This window comes from Streptomyces sp. NPDC048338, assembly GCF_043201055.1.
Classification (GTDB): domain Bacteria; phylum Actinomycetota; class Actinomycetes; order Streptomycetales; family Streptomycetaceae; genus Streptomyces.
In genome coordinates, this window is sequence record NZ_JBICYQ010000005.1 from 377510 (window position 1) to 402104 (window position 24595).

Here is a 24595-nt window from a genome sequence, read left to right on the forward strand (position 1 = left end):
GCGGGATCAGCTCTGTTCGAGTTCGCGGAGCAGTTCTTCGGCCCGCGGCCACGGGCCGTGGCCGGAGGCGGGGTTGAGGTGGCCGACCTCGCCGAGTTCCACGAGGCGCCCGCCCCAGTTCCGGGCCAGCTCGGCGACGCGCTCGACGGTGCCCAGGGGGTCGTTCGAGCTGGCCGCGACGACGCTGGGGAAGGGCAGCGGCGCGCGGGGTACGGGTGTCCAGCCGTTCTCGTCGAGCACCTCGGGAGTGGGGTAGCCCTCCGGCAGCGGCCTCTCGAAGTCCGGCGGCGTCACCAGCAGCGCCCCCCGTACCTGGCCCGCGTGCCGTGGGGACCAGTGGACGGCGGTGATCACACCGGCGCTGTGGGCGACCAGCACCACCGGCCCGGCGATCTCCTTCACCACCGTGTTCAGTGCGGCCACGCGGGCCCCGCGGCTGAGCCGGTTCCGCGTCAGCGGGGGAACGACACGGACCGCGCGGCCCGCCGTGGTGAGCCGGTTCGCCAGCAGGGTCTGCCAGTGTTCCTCGACGTGGTCGCGCAGGCCGGGGACGATCACGACCACCGGCTCGGTGGCAGGGCTCATGAGGACACCTCCGATTCCCTCGGCTCCGCCATGGGGGCGAGCCCGGTCAGACGGCACAGGTCACGGTCGTAGGAGCGGCGGCCGATCAGGAAGGCGCCGGTGGCCGCCACCGCCACGAGCGGGACGAGCCGGAGCGCGCCGAGCAGACCGAGCCGGTCCGCGAGCGCGCCGGTGACCGCGGCTCCGGGGGCCAGGCCCAGCAGGCTCTGGGCCAGTGTGAGCGTGGCGAACGCCGTCGCGGCGATGGCCGCGGGGGTCAGGTTCGCCACCATGGCGGCCCCCGGCCCGGCCGTTCCGGCACACAGCAGGGCGCCCAGCGCCAGCACCAGCAGCTGCACCGGGCCGGTCGGCAGGCGGAACGCGGTCATCAGCAGGACCAGGGAGCCCAAGCTGCAGCCCATGGCGACGGCCCACTTGCGGATCGGCCGGCGTCGGCTGATCCGGTCGGAGGCGATGCCGCCGACGATCATGCCGATGCCGATCACCAGGGCGAAGAGTCCCGCGGTCACACCGGCCTTCGCGGTCGGCATGTCGTAGTAGCGGTCGAAGTAGCTGGGCAGCCAGGCGATCAGGGCGCCCGCGACGAACAGCTGCAGACCGCTGCCGACATAGGCGCTGACCACCGAGACGGAGGAGAACAGCCGGGGGAGGAGCACGCGGAGCGGGGCGGCCGGCGGCTCGGTGCCGGTCTCGCCGCCGGGCGGTCCCTGCCTCGGGGCCGGCCGCTTCTCCGTGACCACGACGGCGTAGACGCCCGCGAGCACCAGGCCGAGGGCACCCATCACGGCGAACGCCCACCGCCATCCGTACGCCTGGGCCACGGCGCCTCCGACGGCCATGCCCAGGACCGAGCCGAAGGCCCCGCCGGCGATGAAGGCGCCGGAGAGGGTCGCCCGCAGGGCGCGCGGGAAGACGCTGAGGACCACGGCGATGCCGACGCTGCCGTACGCGGCCTCACCGATGCCGACGACGAGACGGGCGACGAACATCTGGCCGTAGCTCGCCGCCACCGCGCAGCCCAGGGTCGCCACACTCCACAGCGTCGCCGCGACGACCAGGGACCTCACCCTGCCCCACCGGTCGGCCAGCAGCGAGAGGGGGAAGGTGAGCAGACCGACCATCAGCGGCACGACGCCGCTCAGGGAGCCCAGCCGGGCGTCCGAGAGCAGCCAGTCGGCCTTCAGCATCGGGAAGACGGCGTTGAGGACCTGCCGGGACATGTAGTCCGAGAGCAGGAGCCCGAAACTCAGTGCAAAGACGACCCAGGCGTAGCGCCGGGACACAGGCCACTCCGAGGAACCGGAACCGGTTCTGCCCGGGGCGGGTTCCGCAGTGGTGAGAAACCCCATTGTCATCACCTCGACTGCTCTTGACGGAAAGGGAAAGGGTCAGGACGGTCTGTCGCCGACGATCCCGGCGCGCTCCATCCGGCGGACGGCGGGCCAGTAGTCCTGGACGGCGTAGTGCTGCGTGGAGCGGTTGTCCCAGATGGCGACGCTGTTCGGCGTCCAGCGCCAGCGCACCTGGTACTCGGGGACCGCGGCCTGGCTGATCAGGTAGTTCAGGAGCAGGCCCGCGCCGGGGGCGTAGTCCTGCCCGAAGCGCACGTTCCCGGGCGTGTGGTAGTTGACGAAGTGCGTGGTGAAGGCGTTGACGAAGAGGATCTGTTCGCCGGTCTCGGGGTGGGTGCGCACCACCGGGTGTTCCGCGTCGGGGAACTGCGCCTTGAGGGCGTGACGCTTCTCCTGCGGCATGACGGCGCCGAAGGTGGCCTCGATGCTGTGCCGGGCCCGCAGCCCCTGGATCTGGGTCCTGATGTGCTCCGGCAGCCGGCGGTGGGCCTCCGCCATGTCGACCCAGATCGTGTCTCCGCCCACCGGGGGCGACTCGATGCAGCGCAGCACGGCGCCCATGGACGGGTTCTCACGCCAGGTGCCGTCGGTGTGCAAGGCGTTCTCGTAGTGCTCCGGCGCGCTGTTCAGGTCCTTGTAGATCCGCACGAGGCCGGGGTGGTCGGGGTCGCTGCCGGCGACCGGGTGGTCCTCCAGCGGGCCGAAGCGCTCGGCGAAGGCGACGTGTTCGGCGCGCGTGATGTCCTGGGCCCGCAGGAACAGCACCTTGTACTGCAGGAGCAGGGCCCTGATCTCGGCGAACAGGGCGTCGTCGCGTGAGGCGTCGCCCAGGTTCACGCCGGAGAGTTCGGCGCCGATGGTGCAGGTCAGCGGCTCGACCTTGATCGATCCGCGGGAGTGGGCGCGCACCAGAGCGGGCGTGCCCTCCTGCGGGACGAGAGTCTTTTCCATGGTGCTTCCTCCTCGAGAGGGTGGTGATGCGCGTGAGCCGGCAGGGGCTCAGAGGACGAAGACGGACGATCCCGTGGTCCGTCCCGCCTCCAGCTCGCGGTGCGCCCCGACGGCGTCCTCGAGCGCGTAGCGCTGGTTGATCTCGATGGCGATGCGTCCGGAGGCGACGTGGTCGAAGAGCTCCCCCGCCAGCTCGGCCCGCTCCGCGGGGTCGGCGATGTAGTCGGCGAGCGCCGGCCGGGTCACGAACAGGGAGCCGCTGACGGCCAGTTGCATGGCGTCGATGGGCGGGACCGGCCCGGAGGCCGTACCGAAGCAGACCAGCAGACCGCGGCGCCGGAGCGAGGCGAGCGAGGCGGCGTAGGTGGTCCTGCCGACGCTGTCGAAGGCGACCGGGACCCCGGCGCCGTCGGTCAGTTCGCGCACCCGCTCGGCCACGTTCTCGCGCTGGTAGTGGATGACGTGGTCGCAGCCGTGGGCGCGGGCGAGTTCGGCCTTCTCCTCCGTGGAGACGGTGCCGACGACGGTCAGCCCGAGCAGCTTCGCCCACTGGCAGACGATGAGGCCCACGCCGCCCGCCGCCGCGGTCAGCAGGATCGTGTCGCCGGCCTTCAACGGGTGGATCCTGCGCAGCAGGTACGCGGAGGTGAGGCCGCGCATGGTCATCGCGGCGGCGGTCTCGAAGCCGATGCCGTCCGGCAGCCGGATCAGGGAGTCGGCGGGCATGACCCGTTCCGTGCTGTAGGCGCCGAGCGGGCTTCCGGTGTACGTGACCCGGTCCCCCTCGGTGACCTGGGTGACGCCCTCGCCCACCGCCTCGACCACACCCGCGGCCTCGACACCCAGTCCGGCGGGCAGCGGTGCGGGATACAGGCCGCTGCGGAAGTAGGTGTCGGCGAAGTTGAGTCCGACGGCTTCGTGCCGGATCCGCACCTCGCCCGGGCCGGGGTCGCCGACGACGACCTCTTCCCGGCGCAGGACCTCGGGACCGCCGGTCTCCTTGAAGCGAATGGCGTGCGCCATGAACGTGCTCCGTTGTTCGTGGGAGGTGAGGAGGGGGGAAGGGGGCCGCCGGTGGCCGGGGACGTGACCCCGACGGCCCTGTGGGTTCGCGCGGGTGCGCGGCTCGGCGCGGTGGTCCCGTGCCGCGATCAGACGTCGCGCAGCATGAAGCCGCGCTGACCGGGGCGGCGGTTCGGCACCATGCCGAGGCGGGCCAGGGTCTCGTCCGCGCCGGAGTAGTACTCGCCGAGCTTGTAGATCTTCTTCGCCTCGGCGCCTCCCGCGATGTCGCGCCCGAGCGCCTCGGAGATCTGCACCATCTGCTCGACCTGCTCGACGGTGGTCATGCGCTCGCCCTTGCGCCGCCACAGGTTGTCCTCGTTGCCCACGCGCACGTGCATGCCGAGGGCGATGCCGATCGCGTTCATCGGCGCCACGGCGCGCATGGAGCTCTCGATGGTGAGAACGGCGCCGTCCGGGGTGCGGCGGACGAACTCGATCAGATCGGCCGGGTGACGTCCCGCGAAACCGCCGCCGATGGCCACGTAGTTGAGGACCAGCGGACCGGTGTGGATTCCGGCCCGGATGAGCCGCTCCACGGTCTCCAGCTGGGCCAGGGTGGCGAGCTGGAAGTGTGGCTGGATGCCGTTCGCGTGCAGGCGCTCGAGGTGCTCCAGGTAGAAGTCGGGGCCCGCCTCGACGACCATGTCGCGGTACGCCTTGTAGTACTCGGGCTTCGCGATCGAGGTGCCCTCCAGGTCGTCGTCGGTCATGATCTCGACGATGTTCATCTGGCTGGTGTTGATCGCGATCGTCACCTGGTCCGGCGCGGGCGTGAGATCGGCCAGCAGGTGGCGGGTGTCGTAGCTCAGCCACTTCGCCTCGCTGCCCTCGTCCTCCGGGGCGAACGAGATCGACCCGCCGATCTGCAGGACCATGTCCGGTACGGCCTGCCGCAGCCGGCCCAGCAGCTTGTTGAACATGGACATCCGCTTGGAGCCCTTGCCGTCGAGCTCACGTACGTGGATGTGGAGCACGGTGGCGCCGGCGTTGTGGCAGTCGACGGCCGCCTGGACGTGCTCGTCCATCGTCAGGGGAAGGTCGTCGGCGTCACCGGGCAGCCACTCCGGCCCGTAGGGGGCGGCCTGGATCACCAGCTTCTCCTGGTTCTCCGGGAAGAGTGAATCGTCGTGGAAGTGCACGGTCCGTCTCCTTCGTGCGATCGGTGATCACTCGCCGGGAGCATCGCCGCGTGCGATGCGAGGACTTGGTGTCCGGCGGGGATCGATGCGGGTCACCGGGGGACAGCGGGCACAGGGCGGCCCGGTACGCTCGACCGGTCCGGAGGGGACGTGCACAGGGGGAGTACCACGGCTCTCCTCCGGCGGCCGACCGCGTCTCTGCGGTGCTGCCAAGGTAGGGGCGAGGACCCGCGCCCGCTTGACCCGTGGGGACAGATAATTTGTCATTTGGGGACATCGCCCCGGGGTCGTGCCGTATGCGCCGCCCCGACCGGCCGGGTTCAGGCCGCCCGAGGGGTCAGTCCTGGCCGGAGGGCTGCTGCAGGCTCCTGCCGCTGCGCCACGCCCTCGGGCTGGACCCGAACTGCTCGCGGAACCAGCGCGAGAAGGCGCTCAGTGACGAGAAGCCGAGCAGGTCGGAGATCTCCGTCAGCGAGCGCCTCGGATTCGCGACGAACTGCTCGGCGAGGTGCACGCGGGTGGCGTTCAGGAGCGAGGAGAACGTCTCGCCCGACGCGCCCAGATGCCGGTGGACGGTGCGCCGGTCGACGCCCAGGCTGCGCGCGACCTGCTCGATCGAGCAGCGCCCGCTCGGCAGCAGGACCTCGATCAGCTCCCGCACCCGGTCCGCGACGGTGGTGTCCTTGGGGACCGCGATCGCCTCGAAGTACTGGCGGGCGTACTCGCGGAGCAGCGGGTCCGCCATCGCGTTGGGCGCATCCAGGTCGTCGGCGTAGAAGACGATGCCGTCGAACTCGCGGCCGAACTCCACCATGGGGCCCAACACGCGCCGGTGGGTCGCCGGGTCCGCCGGCGCGGGATGCCGGAACCAGACGGACAGCGGCTGCCACCGCGTGTGCAGGAAGCCGCGCAGGATCCGGTGGAAGGCGGCGACGGCCAGGTCCGTGGCCTGCCGGCTCTCCATCGCCTCGCCGAGCCGCAGGTCGACCTGGAGCGTGGCCAGTCCGTCGCCCTCGGACAGCCGGGCGTGCAGGATCTCGTTGTACATGTGCTGATGACGGATCAGCAGCCGCAGGGCGCTCCGTACGTCGGGTTCCTCGCGGACGACCAGACTGACGGGGCCGAGGTTGGAGAAGCGCCGGAACTCGGCCATCCGTACGCCGAAGTCCTCGTGCCCCGAGTCGGCTGCCGACAGTTCCAGCACCTGGACCGCGGCCGCCCCGGAGATCCACCGGTCCTGGACCGCGAGGGCGGCGGTGTCCAGGCCCACGCGCTTCATCAGGGGCTGCGGGTCGACGCCGAGCGAGCGGCACAGCTCGACGTAGCCGCTGAGGGCCGCGGTGCGGACCAGGGGCTTCATGTGCACCCTCCAGGGCTGACCCGGCTGTGTCCCGAGAAGATAAGTCAGATGTCACGTCAGAACAAGCATGAGGCCCACGGGCCACCTAGCATGGCGCCCGTTCACCGGCCCGGAGGAGATACCCGCCATGACCAACCTCGCCACCTTCCTGATGGACTCCGCCGCGACCCGGGGTGATCGCATCGCCGTGCGCCATGACGACAGCACACTCAGCTACGCCGAACTGGACGAAGCGAGCGCCAGGGTCGCCGCCCTCCTGCGCGACCGCGGCGTCCGGCCCGGCGACCGCGTCGCGCTGACCATGCCCAACGTGCCGCTGTTCCCGGTCGTCTACTACGGCATCCTGCGGGTGGGCGGCGTGGTCGTGCCGATGAATCCGCTCCTCAAGGCCCGCGAGGCGGCCTTCGCCCTGCGCGACTGCGGGGCACGGATCGCGCTGGTGTTCCCCCCGTTCGCGGACGAGGTCGCGAAGGCCGCCGCCGAGACCGGAACGGCATGCCTGGTGACCGAGCCCCTGGCCTTCGACGACATGCTGCGGGCTCACGAACCGATGCCCGGCGTCGTCAGCCGTACCGATGACGACCCGGCCCTCATCCTCTACACCTCGGGCACGACCGGTACGCCGAAGGGGGCCGAACTGTCCCACCGGAACCTGGCCACCAACACCGCCACCGCGGCCGAGACACTGCTCCAGGTCGGACCTGACGACGTGCTCTTCGGCGGCCTGCCCCTCTTCCACGCCTTCGGCCAGACCTGCGCGCTGAACACCGCCGTCGCCGCCGGCGCCACCCTGACCCTGCTGCCGCGGTTCGAGCCGCAGCGCGCCCTGGAGATCATGGCCCGCGACGGGGTCACCGTGTTCCTCGGCGTGCCGACGATGTACGCGGCGCTGCTCCACGCCCAGCTCCCCGAAGGCTTCGACGCCCACCGGCTGCGCCTGGCCGTCTCGGGCGGCGCCTCGCTTCCGGTCGAGGTGCTGCACGGCTTCGAGCGACGCTTCGGCGTCACCGTACTGGAGGGATACGGGCTCTCCGAGACCTCACCGGTCGCGGCCTTCAACCACCCCGACCGCCCCCGCAAGGCGGGCTCGATCGGGCGGCCCGTCCGCGGAGTCGAGATGCGGCTCGTCGCCGAGGACGGCGGGGTGGTGCCCCCGGGCGAGGTCGGTGAGATCGCGATCCGCGGCGAGAACCTCATGACCGGCTACTGGAACCGCCCCGAGGCCACGGCGGAAGCGGTCCGCGACGGATGGTTCCACAGCGGTGATCTGGCCCGTGTCGACGAGGACGGCTTCTACTTCATCGTCGACCGCAAGAAGGACCTGATCATCCGCGGTGGCTACAACGTCTACCCGCGTGAGGTCGAGGAGGTGCTGTACGGGCACCCGGCCGTCGCCGAAGCCGCGGTCGTCGGCGTGCCGCACCCGGTCCACGGCGAGGAGATCGCCGCGGTGATCACGCTCCGGACCGGCGCCCATGCCACGGTCGAGGAGATCCGTGACCACGTCAAGGACCGGGTCGCGGCGTACAAGTACCCCCGGATCGTCACCTTCACGGCCGAGCTCCCCAAGGGTCCGACCGGCAAGATCCTCAAGCGGGAGATCGTGGTCGCCCCTCGGTGAGTCACCCCTCGGTGAGTCACGCGCCGACGGGCCGCGGCCGCTCTCCGGCGTGCCGGTCGCAGGGCGTCGGGCGACGCGGGTGCCGGAGTCCCGGCCGTGCGCCCCCGTACCGCCCGGCCGCGCGGTCCTCCGGAGGTCAGCCGTACATGCGCTTGGCCACCGCGTGGCCCGCCGCGGACGCGTCGAGGTAGAACCGCCTCATCGCCTGGACGCACCCCACCAGTTGGTCCGTCATCCGGTCCGGGGCGCCCCCCACGACGCGCAGCCTGCCCTTGTTCCGTTCCAGGAGGGCGTCGGTGTCCACGCCCTGGAGGTATGCCGAGGCGCTCCGTACCAGGTCGGGGCGCAGGACCAGGAGGACGTCGAACGGGCTCCCGAGGGTCGCCACGTGCTCGCCGCCGAGGACGGGCAGGCACTCGGCCCCGGTCGCGGGGAAGTCCTCGCCGGTGAGGAGCACGTTGACCATCTGCCAGTCCTCGCCCAGGCTGCAGAGGATCCCGGACTCCAGCTCCGCCAGGAACGTGTCGTTCTCCAGGGGCTTCGAGAATCGGCTCTCCAGGTGCTCGGCGCCCTTCATCGCCTCGTCGGGGGCGAGGCGAAGCATTCTCAGTGACGTTCCCACAACGGACTCCCGCCTCGTCGGACAGCACCGCCCCGATGGGGCGGACGCTTTCTAGTGCAACGATCCACGTCAGTCAACCCCAGGAAGAATTGGGGCATGTGACGCTGTTTCGGTCAACCGAAAGGGGGTCTTCGTCCGGTTGCTCCGCGTCCTCGCGTTCCGGGATCCGCATGGTGGACAGAACCAGGCGCATGCCATCGAGCGAAAGGGTCGCCATGCCGCCCGACGGAACACCGGCCGGTCCGGCCGCGGCCGAACTCCGGGAGGGGGACAGGGATTCGCGGAGACCCCGGCCGCCATGGCATCGCGGCCGGCGGCCGGCGCGTCCCGTGCTCCGACACGACCGGTCTCCTCGGCCGCGAGACGTGCGATGCGAGGCGCCCGCCACCCGCACCCCCACCGACACCGAAGGAACACAGTGATCCCGCACCTCCTCCGTCGTACCGCGCGCGTCTCCGCGGCCTCCGCATGCGTCCTCGCCTCCGTCGGCCTCACCACCCCCGTGCGCGCCGCCACCACGCCCGAGCCCGCGGCTCCCACCCGGACGGCGCCCGCCGCCGCGGTGACCGGGAAGGGTGTGCGCGGCATCTCCCTGACCGGTACCGGCCCCGCGCTGCGGCAGCTGTCCGCGCGTTCCACCGCGCCGTTCAGCATGGTCGGGCTGACCTGGGCCGATGCGCGGGCCCGGCTCGACGGTACGGCCGAGGTCCGCACCCGGGACCGGCTGACCGGAGTCTGGTCGGCCTGGCGCGCGCTCGAGTCGGACGTCCGGACACCCGAGGCGGGGGCCGCCGCGGGCGAGTCCGTACCGCGTGCCGGCACCCAGCCGCTGTGGACCGGACCGTCCGACGGCGTCCAGGTGCGGGTGACCGCGCGGCCCGGCGCGCAGCTGCCCGGCGGACTCCGCCTGGACCTCGTGGACCCGGCCGTCGCCTCCGGCGCCGAGGAGGCGGCACCCGCCCCGGCGACCGAGTCCTCGGTCGCCACCGCCCCGCGGCCCGCCGTCACCCCGCGCGCCGGCTGGGGCGCGGACGAGTCGCTGGTCGTCGACCCGCCGAGGTACTCGGCCGAGACGAAGGCGGTGTTCGTCCACCACACGGCGGGCACCAACGACTACGCCTGCGGCGAATCGCCCGACATCATCCGCGCGATCTTCCTGTACCACGTGCAGGGTCAGGGCTGGAACGACATCGGCTACCACTTCCTCGTCGACAAGTGCGGCACCGTCTTCGAGGGCCGGGCGGGCGGCACCGACCAGCCCGTCGTGGGGGCCCAGACCTACGGCTTCAACACGGACACCGCGGGCGTCGCCGTCCTCGGCAACCACAACGAGGCCGCCTCCTCGCCGGTGCTGCTCGACGCGATCGCGGGTGTCGCCGCCTGGAAGCTCGGGCTGTACGGCCACGACGCCACCGGAACCGCCGAACTCACGTCGACCGCCGACAACGGCCTGTACAGGAAGGGGCAGAAGGCCGTCCTGAACCGGATCTCGGGCCACCGCGACGCCTACCCGACCGAGTGCCCCGGCAAGAACCTGTACACCGACCTCCCCACGATCCGCGGCCTCGCCGCGGTCGCGCAGGCGGGCTGAACCCGCCGCCGCCCGCCGGCCGCCGGCCCCGTCTCCACGGGGCCGTCGCACCTCCTGAGCCCCTCTGTGACCGGGGTCACGTGCCGACCCCGTGATGTCTCCCGGCCCGGATCCGCTTGACCACGTGGCGAGACCGCCACTCGGAGGGGGAGGGTGTTCACGTATGGACCGCGAGCAAGGCGCGCCGTGCGCGGCCGACATGAGACGGCACGCGGCCGAGTTCGTCGACCGTGTCGCCGGCCGGGCACGGCTGCCGCTGGACTACACCGTGACGAGCCTGCGCCTGGTCGACCGGCTGATCGACGGCCTGCGCCAGGGCGGGAGCCGACGGGCCGACGTCGAGGGGCCGTTGCTCGGCCTCGGTGCCTACGTCGGTGAGGTGCTGGTGCGGGAGGCGGGGGCGGTCTGGGTGGACCTGCCGCCCAAGCACCTGCTCCGGAAGGTGTTCCGGCACCCCGTCGGGGTCCGGTTGCCGGACGGCCGGGTGTGGAACCCCCTCGGCCGGACCGTGAACCGTTTCGAGATCGGCCCGCAGGAGTCGCTCCAGACCTACTTCCTCACGGTGCACGGCCGCCGGTCGCCGCGGGCGCGCCGCGCCGCGGCCCCGGCCGCCCCCGACAGGGTGCCGACGGGCAGTCGCTGACGGTCTGACAGGATGAAAGCCATCCGGTGTCACCGTGGGGCCGGAGCCGCGGACGCGTACGTGTGGTGAAGAGGGTCGGGTGGGCGAGGGAACGGGGAACGTGCCCCCGGCGGCACACGGCCCGGATCTCGGCTCGGCCGTCGAACGTGCCCAGCGGGGCGACGAGGAGGCGTTCGCGGAGGCCTACCGGATCGTGCACCCCGGGCTGCTGGGCTACCTGAGGGGCATGGTCGGCGAGGACGCCGAGGACGTGGCCTCCGATGCGTGGCTGGAGATCGCCCGTGACCTCGGCCGCTTCCGGGGCGACGCCGCGGGCTTCCGCGGCTGGACCGCGACCATCGCCCGCCACCGCGCCCTCGACCATCTCCGGCGTGCCCGCTCCCGGCCCCGCGCCACCGCACTCGAACAGGACGTGTGGGAGCTTCCCGCCCCCGGCGACGTCGCGGCCGAGGCCCTGGACGCCCTGTCCACGGAACGCGCGTTGGCGCTGATCGCGGGCCTGCCCCCGGACCAGGCCGAGGCCGTGCTGCTGCGCGTCGTCGTCGGCCTCGACGGAGCCACCTCCGCCCGGGTACTGGGCAAGCGTCCCGGTGCGGTACGGTCCGCGGCACATCGGGGATTGAAGCGACTTGCCCGTCAACTGAAGGGGAAGGGGAGGTGACGGATGCCTGACGAGCCGTGGGACAGGGCACTGGAGGAGGCTCTCCGGGAGCTGTTGAGCGGGAGCCCGGACACCGCGGAGGACGCCCCTGCGAACGATGCGGCGAACGACGCCGCCACGCGGTTCCGGCCCGCGCGCGAGGCCGCCGAGCGCGAAGTCCCCGCACGCGCCGACGCCGAGGGCCGTGCGAGCGGCGCTCTCGCACGCCGGGCGGCCGAGGAGGGAGCCCGTGCCGCCTTCCGGACGGCCCGTGACGCCGGCCTCCACACCTCCATGCCGACGCGCCGTCGTGACGACTGGTCGCCGGCCGCCGCGCCACGGTGCCAGGGCAGCGCCCTCAGGGCCGTCGTGGCCGGGCTCCTCGCGAGCCTCACGCTGGGCGGTGTGGCCCTCGCCACCGGAGGCCTGCCCGCGGGCTTCCTGGACCCGCCCGCCGCACCGCGTCCCGCCGACTCCGCCACGCACGACCGGGCCTCCGGCCCCGCGGGCACGGAGACCGGCCGGCCGGGACCCTCGGACCTGGGCACCCCCTTCCGGCCGGACCGGCACCCGGTCCCGCCTCCCGCCGAGAACCGTGAGGCGCTCTGCCACGCGGTGGGACTGGGCCGGGAGAAGAAGGGGCAGCGGGGACAGGGCGACGGCAAGGCGCACCGCACCAGCAGTGGCACCGACGCCAAGGCCGACGGCCGGGACGAGACGCTGGAATCGACGGCCTGGCGACGGCTCGCGACAGCGGCCGGGGGCGAGGAGCGGGTCGCCGCCTACTGCCATCGGGAGCCGCGGTCGGACCGGGCCGCGGCCGCGGCGGACCCGCCGGCCGCGGCGAACACCGCCGAGAAGCCGAAGAAGGCGTCGGAGAAGGCGTCGAAGGGCGCCGGGGGCGAGAACGGCAACGGGGGCGGATCGGGGAACGGCGGCGCGAAGCAGTCGTCCGGCGGAGCCTCCTGACGTGCGCCGGGCGGCCGGGGGAGTTCAGGCGGGTTGCGGTGTCAGACGCTTCAGCCCCTTGCGGTCGTAGTAGGACGTCATCGCGAAGCCGAACAGCAGGGCCAGGACGGTGCCGAGCGCGATCATGATCCAGGCGCGGCCGAGACCGGCGTCGCCGCGGGCGTCGAAGTACAGGATCGCCCGCACCCCGTCACTGAGTTGGCGCATCGGTTCGAAGTACGACAGGAAGCGGTAGAACGCGGGGACGGCCTCGAGCGGCACGGTGGCGCCCGACGACGGCAGGCCGAGGACGATGAACACGAACATCGAGACCAGCTGGCCCACCCCGCCGAAGGCGGCGTTGATGGCCTGCACCCCGAGGCCGACCGCCAGCGAGGCGCAGTAGGAGTAGGTCCACAGCAACGGCAGATGGGTCGCGTCCATGCCGAGGATCACGACACAGGCGAGCATCACCAGCGAGACGCTGAGCACCGTGATGCCGGCGGTCATGGCCATCTTCAGCAGCAGCGTCTGCGTGCGGCTGATCGGCACGGTGGGCAGCCGGGCGTGCCAGGGGCCGATCTCGTTGTCGGCGTAGCCGAGGGAGGTGTCCACGGCGTTGTTGATGACGTTGGCGCCGAGGAAGCCGGCGAGGACGAGGAGCAGCGTGTAGTAGAACGCGCTCAGTCCGAGGCCGCTGTGGCCGCCCAGGGGATGGCCGACCTTGGTCACCACGTCCACCGGGTCGACGAGCAGCAGCCGGGTGGTGGAGGTCGTCGCGGCGCCGGTCGAGGCCGCCGTGAGGCGCTCGCCGATCGTGCGGGACGCCTGGTGGGCGGCCGCCGTGGAGATCTGGCTCGCGAGAGAGGAGCCGAGGCTGCCCTTGCCGGGATTGGTGAGCACCGTCATCGTCGGCCGGGCGGTCGCGTTCGCCGTGGTGAGCGCGGCGACCGACGCGGTGAAGTCGGCGGGGATGACGAGCGCACCGAAGATCTTCCCGGAGTCGAGCCGGTCCTGCGCCTCGGCGAGGGTGAGGGTCTGCCACTCGGCGGCGACGGTCTTCCGGTCGCCGGTGATCGCCCGGCTGATCTGCGTCCCGATGTTCTGCTGCTGCCCGGGCGGAGGGGCGCCCCGGTCGGCGTTGACGAGGCCGATGGGCAGGTTCCGCAGGTCGCCCTGGGGGTTGACGACGCCGCCCATGTAGAGGAGGGACAGCAGCAGGGCGAGCAGTCCCGTGAGGATCGTGGGCATCACCCACAACCGCGGACGACGCAGCAGGGTGCCGGCCCGGACCAGCGGACCGTCGTCCGGAGGGGTGCTCGGGGAGGTCATACTTCTCCGTCGGCTCTGGAACAGGTCGGCCCATGATGCGCGGCCCTCCGCCGGGAACCGCGCCGCCTCACCGTGGTTCCCCCCGGCCGGGGCAGGACGCTCGCCCGGAGAGGTGAAGCCACCCGGCGGCCCGGAACCGTACGACGTCCGGGAGGGTGCCGTACGACCCTCCGGGACGTCGTACGGCAGCGCCGCGGGGCGTACGGGTCCCGAGCCGGAGGTCTCGTACGAGGACCTCGGGTCCTCCGGCTCGGGACCCGGCGGGCATCCTGGTGTCAGGTGCCCGGCAGCTCCGCACGCAGCTCGCGCGCCGCCGCGACCAGGTTCTCCAGGGACGCGCGGGTCTCCGGCCAGGACCTCGTCTTCAGGCCGCAGTCGGGGTTGACCCAGAGGCGTTCGGCCGGGATCGCCTTCAGCGCTTCGCGCAGCAGCCCGGTCGCCTCCCGCGCTGACGGTACGCGCGGGGAGTGGATGTCCCAGACACCCGGGCCCGCCTCGCGCGGGTACGCGGCGGAGGCGAGCTCACCCGCCACGGCCATGTGGGAGCGGGCGGCCTCCAGGCTGATGACGTCGGCGTCGAGAGCGTCGATCGCCGCCAGGATGTCCCCGAACTCGGCGTAGCACATGTGGGTGTGGACCTGGGTCTCCGGTCGGACGCCGCTCGTGGTGAGGCGGAACGCCTCCGTCGCCCAGTCGAGATAGGCGGCGTGCCGCTCCGCCCGCAGCGGAAGCGTCTCGCGCAGGGCCGGCTCGTCGACCTGGATGACGGCGGTGCCGGCCGCCTCCAGGTCGGCGACCTCGTCGCGCAGCGCCAGGGCGACCTGCCGGGCGGTGTCGGCGAGCGGCAGGTCGTCGCGGACGAAGGACCAGGCCAGCATGGTGACCGGCCCGGTGAGCATCCCCTTGACCGGGCGCCGCGTCAGGGACTGCGCGTACGCGGTCCAGCGCACCGTCATCGGGTCCTGGCGCGAGATGTCCCCGGCCAGGATCGGCGGCCGCACGTACCGGGTGCCGTACGACTGGACCCAGCCGTGCCGGGTGGCGAGGTACCCGGTCAGCTGCTCCGCGAAGTACTGCACCATGTCGTTGCGTTCGGGTTCGCCGTGGACGAGCACGTCCAGGCCCGTCCGCTCCTGGAAGGCGACGACCTCGCGGATCTCGGCCTCGATCCGCGCCTCGTATCCGGCCGCGTCGAGCCGGCCCGCCCGCAGATCGGCGCGGGCCGCGCGCAGTTCGGAGGTCTGTGGGAAGGAGCCGATCGAGGTCGTGGGCAGCGGCGGCAGACCGAGCCCGGTCCGCTGGGCGGCCGCGCGCAGCGAGTACGGCTGGGGGCGCCTGAGGTCGGCTTCCCCGACGGCCGCCGCCCTGGCCCGGACCGCCGGATCGCGGGTCAGCGCGGACGTCGAACGGGAGGCGAGGGCGGCGCGGTTGGCGGCGAGTTCCGCCGCGATCGCCCCGGTGCCCCGGGACAGACCGCGGGCGAGGGTGAAGATCTCGCCGGTCTTCTGGCGGGCGAACGCGAGCCAGCGTGCCACCTGGGGGTCGATGCCCCGCTCGGCCGTGGCGTCGAGCGGCACGTGGAGCAGCGAGCAGGACGCGGCGACGTCGACCCGCCCGGCGAGCCCCAGCAGGGTGCCGAGGAGGGCGAGGGACTTCTCGTAGTCGTTGATCCAGATGTTGCGCCCGTCGACGACCCCGGCGACCAGGCGCCTGCCGGGCAGCCCGCCGACCGCGGCGAGGTCGTCGAGGTTGGCGGCGGCGGGGCCGGTGAAGTCCAGGGCCAGGCCGTCGACGGGGGCCTTCGCCAGGACGGGAAGCGCGGCGCCGAGCCGGTCGAAGTAGGAGGCGACGAGCAGCCGGGGCCGGTCGGTGAGCCCGCCGAGCTCGCGGTAGGCGTGGGCGGCCGCGTTCAGTTCGGCCGGGGTGCGGTCCTGGACGAGGGCGGGCTCGTCGAGCTGCACCCACTCGGCGCCCGAAGCCCGCAGGTCGGCCATGACCTGCGCGTACACCGGCAACAGCCGGTCGAGCAGGGTGAGCGGCCGGAAGTCGCCGGGGACGCCGGGAGCCGGCTTGGCCAGCAGGAGGTAGGTGACAGGGCCGAGCAGGACGGGCCGGGCGGTGAGGCCGAGCGCCCGCGCCTCGCGCAGCTCCGCGACCTGCCGTGCGGAGTCGGCGGTGAAGACGGTGTCGGGCCCGAGTTCGGGGACCAGATAGTGGTAGTTGGTGTCGAACCACTTCGTCATCTCCAGCGGCGCCACCTCCTGCGTGCCACGCGCCATCGCGAAGTAGCCGCCGAGCGGGTCGGCCGCGACGGCGGCCCGGTGGCGCTCGGGCACGGCGCCGACCATGACGCTGGTGTCGAGCACGTGGTCGTAGTACGAGAAGTCGCCGGTCGGCACCTCGGTGATGCCGGTGTCGGCGAGCTGCATCCAGGTGGCGCGCCGCAGGTCCCGGCCGGTCCTGTGAAGGGACTCGGCGTCGACCCGGCCCTGCCAGTAGCCCTCGACGGCCCTCTTCAGTTCCCGGTCCCGGCCGTGGCGGGGGTACCCGTACAGGGTGGCCGTCGCCGCGGCCCTTCGTGTCGCCCTTGTCGTCACGGAACTCTCCTTCGCGAGCGTGTCTCCATGCGTCCCGGCGACGGGACGAGGGCGCGAAGGGGTGCGTGGACGAACGGACCGTGGCCGCCAGCCGTGTCATGCCGGACGCATGCACATCGGTTCGGGGCGGCTCGCCCGCTCTGTACGCCGACCCGCCCTCGAGGTCACCGGGATGTCCGCGCGCGAACGGTCGCGCGCGGGCAACGGGCAGGTCTTCGGACTCGCGGGCACGCCCGCCTCTCTCCGAGGCGGACACCTAGTGGCCGTCGCTTCCCGGACCCGTACAGGTCCAGTGCGTATGACGGCGGTCGTTCCCACTCACCGCTGCGGGGCAGTCCCGGATTCCCACCGGGTTCCCTCTTGCGACGCGTCCCGTCTGGCGGACGGGCGCGAACCAGTTGCGCCCGCCACCCTAGTCGGCCCGCGAGCGGGTCCGCCGCCACGGAGGCGAGTTGGCCGGGAATCGCGGTCGGGCCGCCGGCGTTCGGGCTCCTTACCCGCGGTGCGGTGTCACGCCGGTCAGCCGCTCCGGGCTGAGCAGTTCGGCGATGCGTTCGGCGGGCAGCAGCCCCTTCTCCAGCGTGAGTTCGGCGACTCCCCGCCCGGTCCGCAGCGCCTCCTGGGCGATGGCGGTGGCCGCGGTGTAGCCGATGTGCGGGTTGAGGGCGGTGGCCAGGCCGATGGAGTTCCGCACGGTCGCCTGCAGCTGTTCGGTGTTGGCGGTGATGCCCGAGACACAGCGCTCCGCCAGGGTGAGGCAGGCGGCGCGCAGCGAGGTGATGCTCTTCGACAGGGCGTGCTGGATGACCGGTTCGAAGGCGTTCAGCTGGAGCTGGCCGCCTTCCGCGGCCATGGTGATCGTGATGTCGTTGCCGATCACCTCGAAGGCGACCTGGTTGACGACCTCGGGGATCACCGGGTTGACCTTGCCCGGCATGATGCTCGAACCGGCCTGCACGGCGGGCAGGTTGATCTCGTTCAGGCCGGCACGCGGTCCGGAGGAGAGCAGCCGCAGGTCGTTGCAGGTCTTGGAGAGCTTCACCGCCAGGCGCTTGAGGACACCGGAGAGCTGGACGAACGCCCCGCAGTCCTGGGTGGCCTCGATCAGGTTGGGCGAGGTCACCAGCGGCAGGCCGGTGATCTCGGACAGGTGCCGCCGGGCCGTCTCGGCGTAGCCGGCCGGGGCGTTGAGGCCCGTCCCGATGGCAGTGGCGCCGAGGTTGATCTCGTGGATCAGCTCGACGGCCTCGGCCAGCCGGTTGCGGTCCTCGTCCAGCATCACGGCGTACGTGGAGAACTCCTGGCCCAGCGTCATGGGCACGGCGTCCTGGAGCTGGGTGCGCCCCATCTTCAGGACGTCGCGGAACTCGAACGCCTTGGCCGCGAACGCGTCCTGGAGCACCGCCGTGGCCTGGAGGAGCCCGTGCACCGACGTGATCGCCGCGATCCGGACGGCGGTCGGGTACACGTCGTTGGTGGACTGGCTGAGGTTGACGTCCTCGTTGGGGTGCAGGTGCTGGTACTCGCCCTTGGCGTGGCCGAGGAGTTCGAGCGCGCGGTTGGCGACGACCTCGTTGGCGTTCATGTTCGTGGATGTGCCGGCGCCGCCCTGGACGACGTCCACCACGAACTGCTCGTGGAGCCGCCCGGCGCGGATCTCCCGGCAGGCGGCGACGATGGCGCGGGCCTTCTCCGGGGGCAGCAGCCCCAGTTCCTCGTTGGCGAGGGCCGCGGCCTCCTTGACCGCGGCGAGCGCCTCGACGAGTCGCGGGTACACCGAGATGGGCAGGCCCGTGACGGTGAAGTTCTCCTGGGCGCGCAGCGAGTGGATGCCCCAGTAGACCTCGGTGGGCACCGCACGTTCGCCGAGGAGGTCGTGCTCGCGGCGGGTGGGGTTCTGCATGGTGTGTCCGACCTTCGGTTCTTCGGCGTCAGCGGAGCGCGGCGTGCTGCCGGGCGGCGGGGGAGGCGTGGGCGCCGGAGAAACGAGAGCCCGACCCGCCGGCAGCCAGGGCAGGTTCCGCGCGGGTCGGGCCGTTCAGGAGGTCGCGCAGCAGGGCGTCACGCCGGCCCGGGGCGACGTCGGAGAGCAGGGTCGCGACGAGGGCCATCCGGGCCTGACCGGCCCGCAGCGTGCCCGTGAGCACCGCGCCCGCCGCGACCAGGTCCACGGCGCCGCCGCCGGTGTACATCTCGGCGACCGGGCCGGAGTGCACCCGGGTGGTCAGGGCCACCAGGACCCCCTGGGAGACGGCCTCGGCGACCGCCTCGGCTATCTCGGGAGTGGCGTTGCCCGCACCCGTGCCGACCAGCACGATGCCCTGCGCGCCCGCGGCGACCGCCGCGTTCAGGAGCAGCGGGTCGCCGTCGCTGTGGTGGGTGACGATGTCGACCCGCGGGAGGGTGCCGGGCCCCTCGGCCGTGGCGGCCCGCGGAAGCGCGAGCGGAGCCGGGCGGTCCGGCCGGCGGCGGACGTCCACCCGGGCGAAGCCGACCTTGCCGAGGCTCTGCTCGGAGGGATCGGCGAACGCGGCGGCGGCCAGGGTCTGCGCCTTCACCGTGCCGCGCGCGGCGTGGACCACGCCGTCGAAGACCACCAGCACCCCGAGTCCGCGCACGGACGCAGCGACCTGGAGCGCGTCGTACATGTTGCCGGGACCGTCGCCGTCGCCCGTGCCGAGGGGGCGCTGGGCGCCGGTGAGGACGACCGGCCGCGGGTCCGTGTGGTGCAGGTCGAGGAAGAAGGCCGACTCCTCCAGGGTGTCCGTGCCGTGGGTGATGACGACTCCGGCCACGTCGGGGTCGGCGAGGGCCTCGTGCACCGCACTCAGCAGCGCGAGCTGGCGGGCGGTGGTCATGCGGGAGCTGTTGACGTTGAACAGGTCGACGACCTCGACCTCGATGTCGTCGGGGAGGGCGGCCGTCGCCAGGACGTCGTCACCCGAGGCGTCGGCGGCGTATCCGGTGCCCTGCCAGCGGCTGGCGATCGTTCCGCCGGTGCTGATCAGCTTGATCCGGCGGGGCCTGTCGTCGCGGATCCATTCCATGTCGTCTGCTCCCGGGGTGGGGGGTCGTCTCGAGCGCGAACTCGGACGCGGGGATGCGGGCGCGGGCTCGAACGGGCGCACGGATGTACGAGGGGACCGGCGCCGCCGCAACGATAGAGCAGGAGGTCCGCAATGCGATTGCGAAATCCGCCCCTCCTGGGACTCATGTCGCGTGCATAATTGCGCCATGGACCGGATCGACGCTCATATCTTGCGTGAGCTCCAGGACGACGGTCGGCTGACCAACCTGGAGCTCGCCCAGCGGGTGGGACTCAGCGCCTCCGCCTGCATGCGCCGGGTGCGCCAGCTGGAGCAGGACGGGGTCATCCAGGGATACCGGGCGGTGATCGACCCGGACGCCGTCGGCCGCGGCTTCGAGGTGCTGGTCTCCATCGAGGTCCGACGGGACCGGGAGACGGTCGAGGCGTTCGAGGCGGCGCTCCAGGACATCCCGGACGTCATCGAGGCGTACCGGCTCTTCGGCAGTCCCGGCTGCCTCCTGCGCATCGCGGTCGCCGACCTCGCCGCGTACGAACGCCTGTGGATCGAGCGGCTGACGTCGCTGACCGGCGTCACGGAGGTCAACTCGCAGATCATCATGAAGCGGGTCAAGGAACCGCGCGGACTGCCCGTCCCGCGATGAGGCGAGAGCCGCGACCCGTCCGTACGGGCGGTGACCGGTCGCGAGGCCGCGCGAGCCGGTGACCTGCGACGGACCCGTGCGGGACGGTGGCCGAGTTGGGACGTGTCGCTGTTGGGCCGAACGGGTGAGGGACGGGAGGATGGGGACATGAGTAGGTACGAGAGGTACGACGTCACCGACGAGCAGTGGGAGGGCCTCGCCCAGGTCGTCCCCCTGCGCGGCCGTGACGAATGGCCGTCCAGGATCGACCACCGCACGATCCCCGATCAGTACGCGTACGCGGAGCAGCGCCGCATGGTCGTCCTGCGGGTGCAGGTCTTCGCCGACGCCCGCGAGGTCGCCGAGTACCTCGTCGCACAGATCCCCGTCCTGCTGGACCTGACCAGCGCCGACACCGAAGTCGCCAAGCGCATCCTGGACTTCAGCAGCGGCGTCGTGTTCGGCCTGGGCAGCGGCATGCACCGCGTCGACCGCAACGTCTTCCTGCTGGCCCCCGCCGGCACCGAGGTCGAGGGCGCGCCGGACGCCGACGACGACGCGGAGACCGCCGTCCCCCGATCGTAGGAAGGTCGACTCGCCGGAACGGTTCGTCGGGCGAAGGGCTGCGTACGGTCCGACCATGCACTCCATCGGTGGTCTCACGCCCGACCACGCATCCGCTTCCGGGTCCCGCTCCTTACGCTCCGGTCCGCCGGCCCCCACGGCGGCGACGCCCGTGGTCGCACCCTCCGCTCCGGCGTCTCGCGTCGTGCCCTCGGGCTCGGCTTCCGCTTCCGCCTCCGCCCGGGACGGGGCGCGACCGCTCCCGGCCGGGGGCGCGACCGGAGCCGGCGCCGAACGGCGGCCCGCGCGGCCGGTGGTGACCGAGCTGCGCCTCTCCGCCTTCGCCGCCCACCGCGGCGCCGTCCACCCGCTCGGCCCAGTGACCCTGTTCACCGGGCCGAGCGGCAGCGGCAAGTCCACCGTCCTCAGGGCGTACGAGGCGCTGGCCCGGCTCGGCTCCGGCGACGACCTCGCGCTGGCGTTCCCCGACGCCGTCGGATGCGTGCCCGAGCGGGCCCGGCCCGACGCGCAAGGGCGGCGCGGGTTCCGCATCGGCTGCACGGTCGACGGCCCCTGCGGCCCGGTCCGGCTCGACGTCGCCGTCCAGGCCGAACCCCGCCTCCGTATCGTCGGCGAACGCCTCGCCCTGCCCGGCCGCACCCTGCTCACCACCGCCCTCAGAGACCCCGGCCGCAGCACCGTGCAGGCCGAATGGCACACCGCGGGAGCCACACCCGTCACCCGGGCACCGCTGCCCGACGACCTGCTCGGCACCGCGCTCCTGCCGCTGCGGGTGGCCGGCAAGACCCAGGGACAGTTGGAGGTCCTGGCCGCGGCCGAACAGGTCGTCGTCGCCCTGCGCTCGGTCTTCGCCTGTGACCCCCGGCCGTACCGGATGCGGGCCCCCGTTCCCACCGGGGAAGGCCGGTTGCGGCGCGGCTGCGACAACCTCGCCGAGGTGCTGCACCGCACCAGCAACGACTGCCCGCGCCGCCATGCCCGGCTGGCCTCGGTGGCGGGAGCCGGTTGCGCCGGACCGGTCACGGGGCTCGGCGTGGAGGAACTGCCGGACGCCACGGTGCGGGCGGTGCTGGAACGGGCGGCGAGAGGCGCGTCGGGCCCGGGCGCCACGGCCGCGACCCCGCTGGGCAGACTCGGCGACGGCGAACTGCGGTACCTGGCGCTGGCGCTCGTCCTGCTCACCGGGCCGGGCGTGCTCGCCATGGATCAGCTCGGCGAGGTGCCCTCGGCCATGCGGGCGCTGACCGTCCTCGCCGACGGCCTCGACCAGGGGCTGGACGCGCGGCAGTTCCGTGCCCTGCTCGACCTCGCCGCCACCATCTGCGCGGACGGGCACATCCGGCTCGTCGGCGCGGTCGGGCAGGCCGCGGCGGAGGACGCCCGGGGGGTGCGAGGGGTGTCGGTGGTAGACCTGGAGCCGTGAGTGAACTTGATGTAGCGGAACTGCAGCGCAGACTGGCCGAGTTCGCGGCCTCGCGGGAGTGGCAGCCGTACCACACGCCCAAGAACCTGGCGGCCGCCCTCAGCGTCGAGGCGGCCGAACTGCTGGAGATCTTCCAGTGGCTGACGCCCGAACAGGCGGAACGGGTGATGGAGGACCCGAAGTCGGCGCACCGGGTCGCCGACGAGGTCGCGGACGTACTGGCGTATCTGCTCCAGTTCTGCGGGGCGCTCGGCGTCGATCCCTTGGTGGCCTTGTCGGAGAAGATCGACCGGAACGAACTCCGCTTCCCCGTCCGGCAGCGGCCGGAGGAGGTGCCGCGTCCCACGGAAGAGGGTGATCGTCACTCTGCGGAGTGATCGGCTTTTCCTCATCGCGCTTCCTGTCCACAGATTTCCGAATTCCTCTGGCGTTTTGGCTCAGTCGCCTTCACGCTGGGTAATGGAGTGAGTGGGTAGTAAGTCGTACGAACGGGGGCGGCGTTCATGGAAGCGGAGCGACTCATCGCGGCCGGCCGGCGCGCGCTGGCGGAGAGCCGGACGGCACTGGACATCGTGGCGGAGGCCTGGCAGGCCCAGGCCCTCGCCCAGGCGATAGGAAGTCACCTCGCGCTCTGCGGACCGCTGGAGCTGCGGAGCGAGGCGCGAGGGCTGAGTGAGACCGGTGGTGGGCGCGGGGTGCTGGAGTACCCCGTGCTCGGCCCGGGCGGGCCGAGGGCCGCCCAGCTGACCGAAGTGGCGGACGCGCGCGTCGCGTTGAACGCGCTCGGCGCGCTCCTCGGGGAAGTGGGGATCGCCCTGGTCGGGGTGGCCTGCGCGACCGACGAGGAGGGGCTGTACTGGCAGTGCATCGAGGCGATCGACGCGGCCGACGAGTCGAACGACCGGGTGCGCGGGATGCTGCGCCGTCTCGCGGTACGGGAGCGGGACCGGCCGCCCGATGCCGCCCGGGGCCGGGCGGGGCCGACGACGGGCCCGCCCTGAAGGGGTGCGGCGTGAACGGGTCCCGCCGTGAGAGGGCGGCGGGCGTTGGGTCCCCGCGAAGCCCGAGGGACTCGGTGGGCAGGAGTTCCTCCGCCGCGCGGGGAGCGGGCGGCCGGGGACGGGATCAGTCGGTGTCGTCGCGACGGTCCGCTGTGGACCGGAGGTGCGCGCCGAGCTGCGAGAGGTCTGCGGTGAGGGCCGCCATCAGCTCCTCCATCTGCTGCAGCAGACCCCTGGGGGCGCCGGACCCCTGCTGCTCGGACAGCGCCCGTTGCGGCACGGCTTCCTGGGACATGGCGGCCTCCTCGGCCGGACTCCTCCCGGCGCGGGAGGGGTCGCTGCAGGAACACGCACCGGCAGCGGCCGCCGGCGCGCGGGCCGGGCGGTCCGGCTCCGCCCGAGCCAACGACAGGTGCCCGGCCACGGTCACCGGCCTGGAAGAACGCCCCCCGCCAGGGGGCGGGATATTCACCCGACCGAGCCGGTGCGGCCCCGGGGGTGACGGAGAGGTTGACGGCGCCCATGCGGTGCAGGATGGAGGTATGGATCTTCGAATCTTCACCGAGCCCCAGCAGGGGGCCGGCTACGACACCTTGCTCACGGTCGCAAAGGCCACCGAGGACCTCGGCTTCGACGCCTTCTTCCGTTCCGACCACTACGTCAGCATGGGCTCCGCCGACGGGCTGCCCGGGCCGACGGACGCCTGGATCACGTTGGCCGGGCTCGCGCGGGAGACCAGCCGGATCCGCCTCGGCACGCTGATGACCGCCGGCACCTTCCGTCTTCCCGGTGTCCTCGCCATCCAGGTGGCGCAGGTCGACCAGATGTCCGGCGGCCGGGTCGAACTGGGCCTGGGAGCGGGCTGGTTCGAGGAAGAGCACCGGGCGTACGGCATTCCCTTCCCGAAGGAGAAGTTCGCCCGGCTGGAGGAGCAGCTGGCGATCGTCACCGGCCTGTGGGGCACCGAGGTCGGCAAGACGTTCTCCTTCGAGGGGAAGCATTACCAGCTCCAGGACTCGCCGGCCCTGCCCAAGCCGGCACAGTCCCGGGTGCCGGTCCTCATCGGTGGCCACGGCGCGGTGCGGACGCCGCGGCTGGCGGCGAGGTACGCCGACGAGTTCAACATCCCCTTCGCCTCGCTGGAGGAGAGCGAGCGGCAGTTCGGGCGGGTCCGGACCGCCGCCGAGGAAGCCGGCCGCCGTGCCGACGACCTCGTGTACTCGAACGCACTGGTGGTGTGCGTCGGCAAGGACGACGCCGAGGTGGCCCGCCGGGCGGCGGCCATCGGACGGGAGGTGGAGGAGCTGAAGGCGAACGGCCTGGCGGGTTCACCGGCCGAGGTCGTCGACAAGATCGGGCGGTACGCGGCGATCGGCTCGTCCCGGGTGTACCTCCAGGTCCTCGATCTCGACGACCTGGACCACCTGGAGCTGATCTCCGCCCAGGTCCAGTCCCAGCTGGGCTGAGGGAG

Annotated in this window: 23 protein-coding genes and 1 riboswitch; of the genes, 11 read left to right on the plus strand and 12 right to left on the minus strand. The window is 72.6% G+C overall.

Translation table 11 applies throughout. The features are described 5' to 3' along the window. Positions 1 to 6: 6 nt before the first annotated feature. From ACGFZF_RS15065 to ACGFZF_RS15090, 6 genes are all read right to left on the minus strand, one after another. The gene (locus ACGFZF_RS15065) at positions 7 to 585 is read right to left on the minus strand and encodes an RBBP9/YdeN family alpha/beta hydrolase (RefSeq protein WP_393554089.1); all 579 of its coding nucleotides are present in this window, start codon (positions 583 to 585) and stop codon (positions 7 to 9) included. Continuing rightward, on the minus strand, positions 582 to 1868 hold the full coding sequence (locus tag ACGFZF_RS15070) for an MFS transporter (RefSeq protein ID WP_393554091.1): 1287 nt from the start codon (positions 1866 to 1868) through the stop codon (positions 582 to 584). The genes ACGFZF_RS15065 and ACGFZF_RS15070 overlap by 4 nt, the downstream gene beginning before the upstream one ends. A 105-nt stretch (positions 1869 to 1973) precedes the next feature. After that, complete coding sequence (locus ACGFZF_RS15075) at positions 1974 to 2888, minus strand: TauD/TfdA dioxygenase family protein (protein WP_393554092.1); 915 nt, start codon at positions 2886 to 2888, stop codon at positions 1974 to 1976. A 48-nt stretch (positions 2889 to 2936) separates the two neighbouring features. Further along, positions 2937 to 3911 (minus strand): quinone oxidoreductase family protein, encoded by a 975-nt coding sequence (locus ACGFZF_RS15080; protein ID WP_393554094.1) that lies wholly within the window; start codon positions 3909 to 3911, stop codon positions 2937 to 2939. Positions 3912 to 4039: 128 nt separating this feature from the next. Further along, complete coding sequence (locus ACGFZF_RS15085; protein ID WP_393554096.1) at positions 4040 to 5092, minus strand: 3-keto-5-aminohexanoate cleavage protein; 1053 nt, start codon at positions 5090 to 5092, stop codon at positions 4040 to 4042. A 337-nt stretch (positions 5093 to 5429) separates the two neighbouring features. Further along, positions 5430 to 6452 (minus strand): AraC family transcriptional regulator, encoded by a 1023-nt coding sequence (locus ACGFZF_RS15090; protein ID WP_393554098.1) that lies wholly within the window; start codon positions 6450 to 6452, stop codon positions 5430 to 5432. A 127-nt stretch (positions 6453 to 6579) separates the two neighbouring features. Between ACGFZF_RS15090 and ACGFZF_RS15095 the strand changes: the two genes are divergently transcribed. Beyond that, positions 6580 to 8073, plus strand: a complete 1494-nt coding sequence (locus ACGFZF_RS15095; protein WP_393554100.1) for a long-chain fatty acid--CoA ligase — start codon at positions 6580 to 6582, stop codon at positions 8071 to 8073. A gap of 136 nt (positions 8074 to 8209) precedes the next feature. Here ACGFZF_RS15095 and ACGFZF_RS15100 read toward each other — a convergent pair whose 3' ends face one another. Beyond that, positions 8210 to 8677, minus strand: coding sequence for a DUF1877 family protein (locus ACGFZF_RS15100; RefSeq protein ID WP_393554102.1), 468 nt, complete (start codon positions 8675 to 8677; stop codon positions 8210 to 8212). Positions 8678 to 9113: 436 nt separating this feature from the next. Here ACGFZF_RS15100 and ACGFZF_RS15105 point away from each other — a divergent pair, with 436 nt between their 5' ends. From ACGFZF_RS15105 to ACGFZF_RS15120, 4 genes are all read left to right on the plus strand, one after another. Further along, the gene (locus tag ACGFZF_RS15105; RefSeq protein WP_393554104.1) at positions 9114 to 10286 is read left to right on the plus strand and encodes an N-acetylmuramoyl-L-alanine amidase; all 1173 of its coding nucleotides are present in this window, start codon (positions 9114 to 9116) and stop codon (positions 10284 to 10286) included. Positions 10287 to 10449: 163 nt separating this feature from the next. Continuing rightward, complete coding sequence (locus ACGFZF_RS15110) at positions 10450 to 10929, plus strand: hypothetical protein (RefSeq protein WP_393554106.1); 480 nt, start codon at positions 10450 to 10452, stop codon at positions 10927 to 10929. A gap of 100 nt (positions 10930 to 11029) precedes the next feature. Then, positions 11030 to 11590: an RNA polymerase sigma factor gene (locus tag ACGFZF_RS15115; RefSeq protein ID WP_393554109.1), complete on the plus strand. Its 561-nt coding sequence runs from the start codon at positions 11030 to 11032 to the stop codon at positions 11588 to 11590. A 3-nt stretch (positions 11591 to 11593) separates the two neighbouring features. Further along, on the plus strand, positions 11594 to 12538 hold the full coding sequence (locus ACGFZF_RS15120) for a hypothetical protein (protein ID WP_393554111.1): 945 nt from the start codon (positions 11594 to 11596) through the stop codon (positions 12536 to 12538). A gap of 24 nt (positions 12539 to 12562) precedes the next feature. On the opposite strand, the gene ACGFZF_RS15125 is transcribed toward ACGFZF_RS15120, so the two are convergent. From ACGFZF_RS15125 to ACGFZF_RS15140, 4 genes are all read right to left on the minus strand, one after another. Next, positions 12563 to 13849 carry a YhgE/Pip domain-containing protein gene (locus ACGFZF_RS15125; protein WP_393554113.1) on the minus strand — a complete coding sequence of 429 codons (1287 nt, stop codon included), beginning with the start codon at positions 13847 to 13849 and terminating at the stop codon, positions 12563 to 12565. A 275-nt stretch (positions 13850 to 14124) separates the two neighbouring features. Continuing rightward, on the minus strand, positions 14125 to 16446 hold the full coding sequence (gene metE, locus ACGFZF_RS15130; RefSeq protein WP_393554115.1) for a 5-methyltetrahydropteroyltriglutamate--homocysteine S-methyltransferase: 2322 nt from the start codon (positions 16444 to 16446) through the stop codon (positions 14125 to 14127). 209 nt (positions 16447 to 16655) lie between these two features. Continuing rightward, a riboswitch (cobalamin riboswitch) is annotated at positions 16656 to 16808 on the minus strand. A gap of 131 nt (positions 16809 to 16939) precedes the next feature. After that, positions 16940 to 18349, minus strand: coding sequence for an aspartate ammonia-lyase (aspA, locus tag ACGFZF_RS15135; RefSeq protein ID WP_393554117.1), 1410 nt, complete (start codon positions 18347 to 18349; stop codon positions 16940 to 16942). A 28-nt stretch (positions 18350 to 18377) separates the two neighbouring features. Further along, positions 18378 to 19493, minus strand: coding sequence for an asparaginase (locus ACGFZF_RS15140; protein WP_393554118.1), 1116 nt, complete (start codon positions 19491 to 19493; stop codon positions 18378 to 18380). Positions 19494 to 19680: 187 nt separating this feature from the next. Here ACGFZF_RS15140 and ACGFZF_RS15145 point away from each other — a divergent pair, with 187 nt between their 5' ends. From ACGFZF_RS15145 to ACGFZF_RS15165, 5 genes are all read left to right on the plus strand, one after another. Beyond that, positions 19681 to 20136, plus strand: coding sequence for an Lrp/AsnC family transcriptional regulator (locus ACGFZF_RS15145; protein ID WP_147976800.1), 456 nt, complete (start codon positions 19681 to 19683; stop codon positions 20134 to 20136). Positions 20137 to 20283: 147 nt separating this feature from the next. Then, positions 20284 to 20700, plus strand: a complete 417-nt coding sequence (locus ACGFZF_RS15150; RefSeq protein ID WP_393554121.1) for a cell division protein SepF — start codon at positions 20284 to 20286, stop codon at positions 20698 to 20700. Between the two features lie 55 nt (positions 20701 to 20755). Continuing rightward, the gene (locus tag ACGFZF_RS15155) at positions 20756 to 22123 is read left to right on the plus strand and encodes an AAA family ATPase (RefSeq protein ID WP_393554123.1); all 1368 of its coding nucleotides are present in this window, start codon (positions 20756 to 20758) and stop codon (positions 22121 to 22123) included. Further along, complete coding sequence (locus tag ACGFZF_RS15160; protein WP_356607582.1) at positions 22120 to 22500, plus strand: nucleotide pyrophosphohydrolase; 381 nt, start codon at positions 22120 to 22122, stop codon at positions 22498 to 22500. Before ACGFZF_RS15155 ends, ACGFZF_RS15160 begins: the two co-directional genes overlap by 4 nt. Positions 22501 to 22626: 126 nt before the next feature. Then, positions 22627 to 23124, plus strand: coding sequence for a DUF6099 family protein (locus ACGFZF_RS15165; RefSeq protein WP_393554126.1), 498 nt, complete (start codon positions 22627 to 22629; stop codon positions 23122 to 23124). 124 nt (positions 23125 to 23248) lie between these two features. On the opposite strand, the gene ACGFZF_RS15170 is transcribed toward ACGFZF_RS15165, so the two are convergent. Further along, entirely contained in the window at positions 23249 to 23419 is a 171-nt protein-coding gene (locus tag ACGFZF_RS15170; RefSeq protein WP_393554128.1) for a hypothetical protein, read from the minus strand. Positions 23420 to 23666: 247 nt separating this feature from the next. On the opposite strand from ACGFZF_RS15170, the gene ACGFZF_RS15175 reads away from it, so the two are divergent. Then, positions 23667 to 24590 (plus strand): LLM class F420-dependent oxidoreductase, encoded by a 924-nt coding sequence (locus tag ACGFZF_RS15175; RefSeq protein ID WP_356607576.1) that lies wholly within the window; start codon positions 23667 to 23669, stop codon positions 24588 to 24590. The last annotated feature ends 5 nt before the right edge of the window (positions 24591 to 24595 follow it).

What these genes read in the sequence shown, in the direction of transcription:
- ACGFZF_RS15065 (WP_393554089.1), bottom strand. Translation starts at nt 585, where the DNA reads ATGAGCCCTGCCACCGAGCCGGTGGTCGTGATCGTCCCCGGCCTGCGC.
- ACGFZF_RS15075 (WP_393554092.1), bottom strand. Translation starts at nt 2,888, where the DNA reads ATGGAAAAGACTCTCGTCCCGCAGGAGGGCACGCCCGCTCTGGTGCGC.
- ACGFZF_RS15080 (WP_393554094.1), bottom strand. Translation starts at nt 3,911, where the DNA reads ATGGCGCACGCCATTCGCTTCAAGGAGACCGGCGGTCCCGAGGTCCTG.
- ACGFZF_RS15090 (WP_393554098.1), bottom strand. Translation starts at nt 6,452, where the DNA reads ATGAAGCCCCTGGTCCGCACCGCGGCCCTCAGCGGCTACGTCGAGCTG.
- ACGFZF_RS15095 (WP_393554100.1), top strand. Translation starts at nt 6,580, where the DNA reads ATGACCAACCTCGCCACCTTCCTGATGGACTCCGCCGCGACCCGGGGT.
- ACGFZF_RS15100 (WP_393554102.1), bottom strand. Translation starts at nt 8,677, where the DNA reads ATGCTTCGCCTCGCCCCCGACGAGGCGATGAAGGGCGCCGAGCACCTG.
- ACGFZF_RS15110 (WP_393554106.1), top strand. Translation starts at nt 10,450, where the DNA reads ATGGACCGCGAGCAAGGCGCGCCGTGCGCGGCCGACATGAGACGGCAC.
- ACGFZF_RS15120 (WP_393554111.1), top strand. Translation starts at nt 11,594, where the DNA reads ATGCCTGACGAGCCGTGGGACAGGGCACTGGAGGAGGCTCTCCGGGAG.
- ACGFZF_RS15125 (WP_393554113.1), bottom strand. Translation starts at nt 13,849, where the DNA reads ATGACCTCCCCGAGCACCCCTCCGGACGACGGTCCGCTGGTCCGGGCC.
- aspA (WP_393554117.1), bottom strand. Translation starts at nt 18,349, where the DNA reads ATGCAGAACCCCACCCGCCGCGAGCACGACCTCCTCGGCGAACGTGCG.
- ACGFZF_RS15140 (WP_393554118.1), bottom strand. Translation starts at nt 19,493, where the DNA reads ATGGAATGGATCCGCGACGACAGGCCCCGCCGGATCAAGCTGATCAGC.
- ACGFZF_RS15145 (WP_147976800.1), top strand. Translation starts at nt 19,681, where the DNA reads ATGGACCGGATCGACGCTCATATCTTGCGTGAGCTCCAGGACGACGGT.
- ACGFZF_RS15150 (WP_393554121.1), top strand. Translation starts at nt 20,284, where the DNA reads ATGAGTAGGTACGAGAGGTACGACGTCACCGACGAGCAGTGGGAGGGC.
- ACGFZF_RS15155 (WP_393554123.1), top strand. Translation starts at nt 20,756, where the DNA reads ATGCACTCCATCGGTGGTCTCACGCCCGACCACGCATCCGCTTCCGGG.
- ACGFZF_RS15165 (WP_393554126.1), top strand. Translation starts at nt 22,627, where the DNA reads ATGGAAGCGGAGCGACTCATCGCGGCCGGCCGGCGCGCGCTGGCGGAG.
- ACGFZF_RS15170 (WP_393554128.1), bottom strand. Translation starts at nt 23,419, where the DNA reads ATGTCCCAGGAAGCCGTGCCGCAACGGGCGCTGTCCGAGCAGCAGGGG.
- ACGFZF_RS15175 (WP_356607576.1), top strand. Translation starts at nt 23,667, where the DNA reads ATGGATCTTCGAATCTTCACCGAGCCCCAGCAGGGGGCCGGCTACGAC.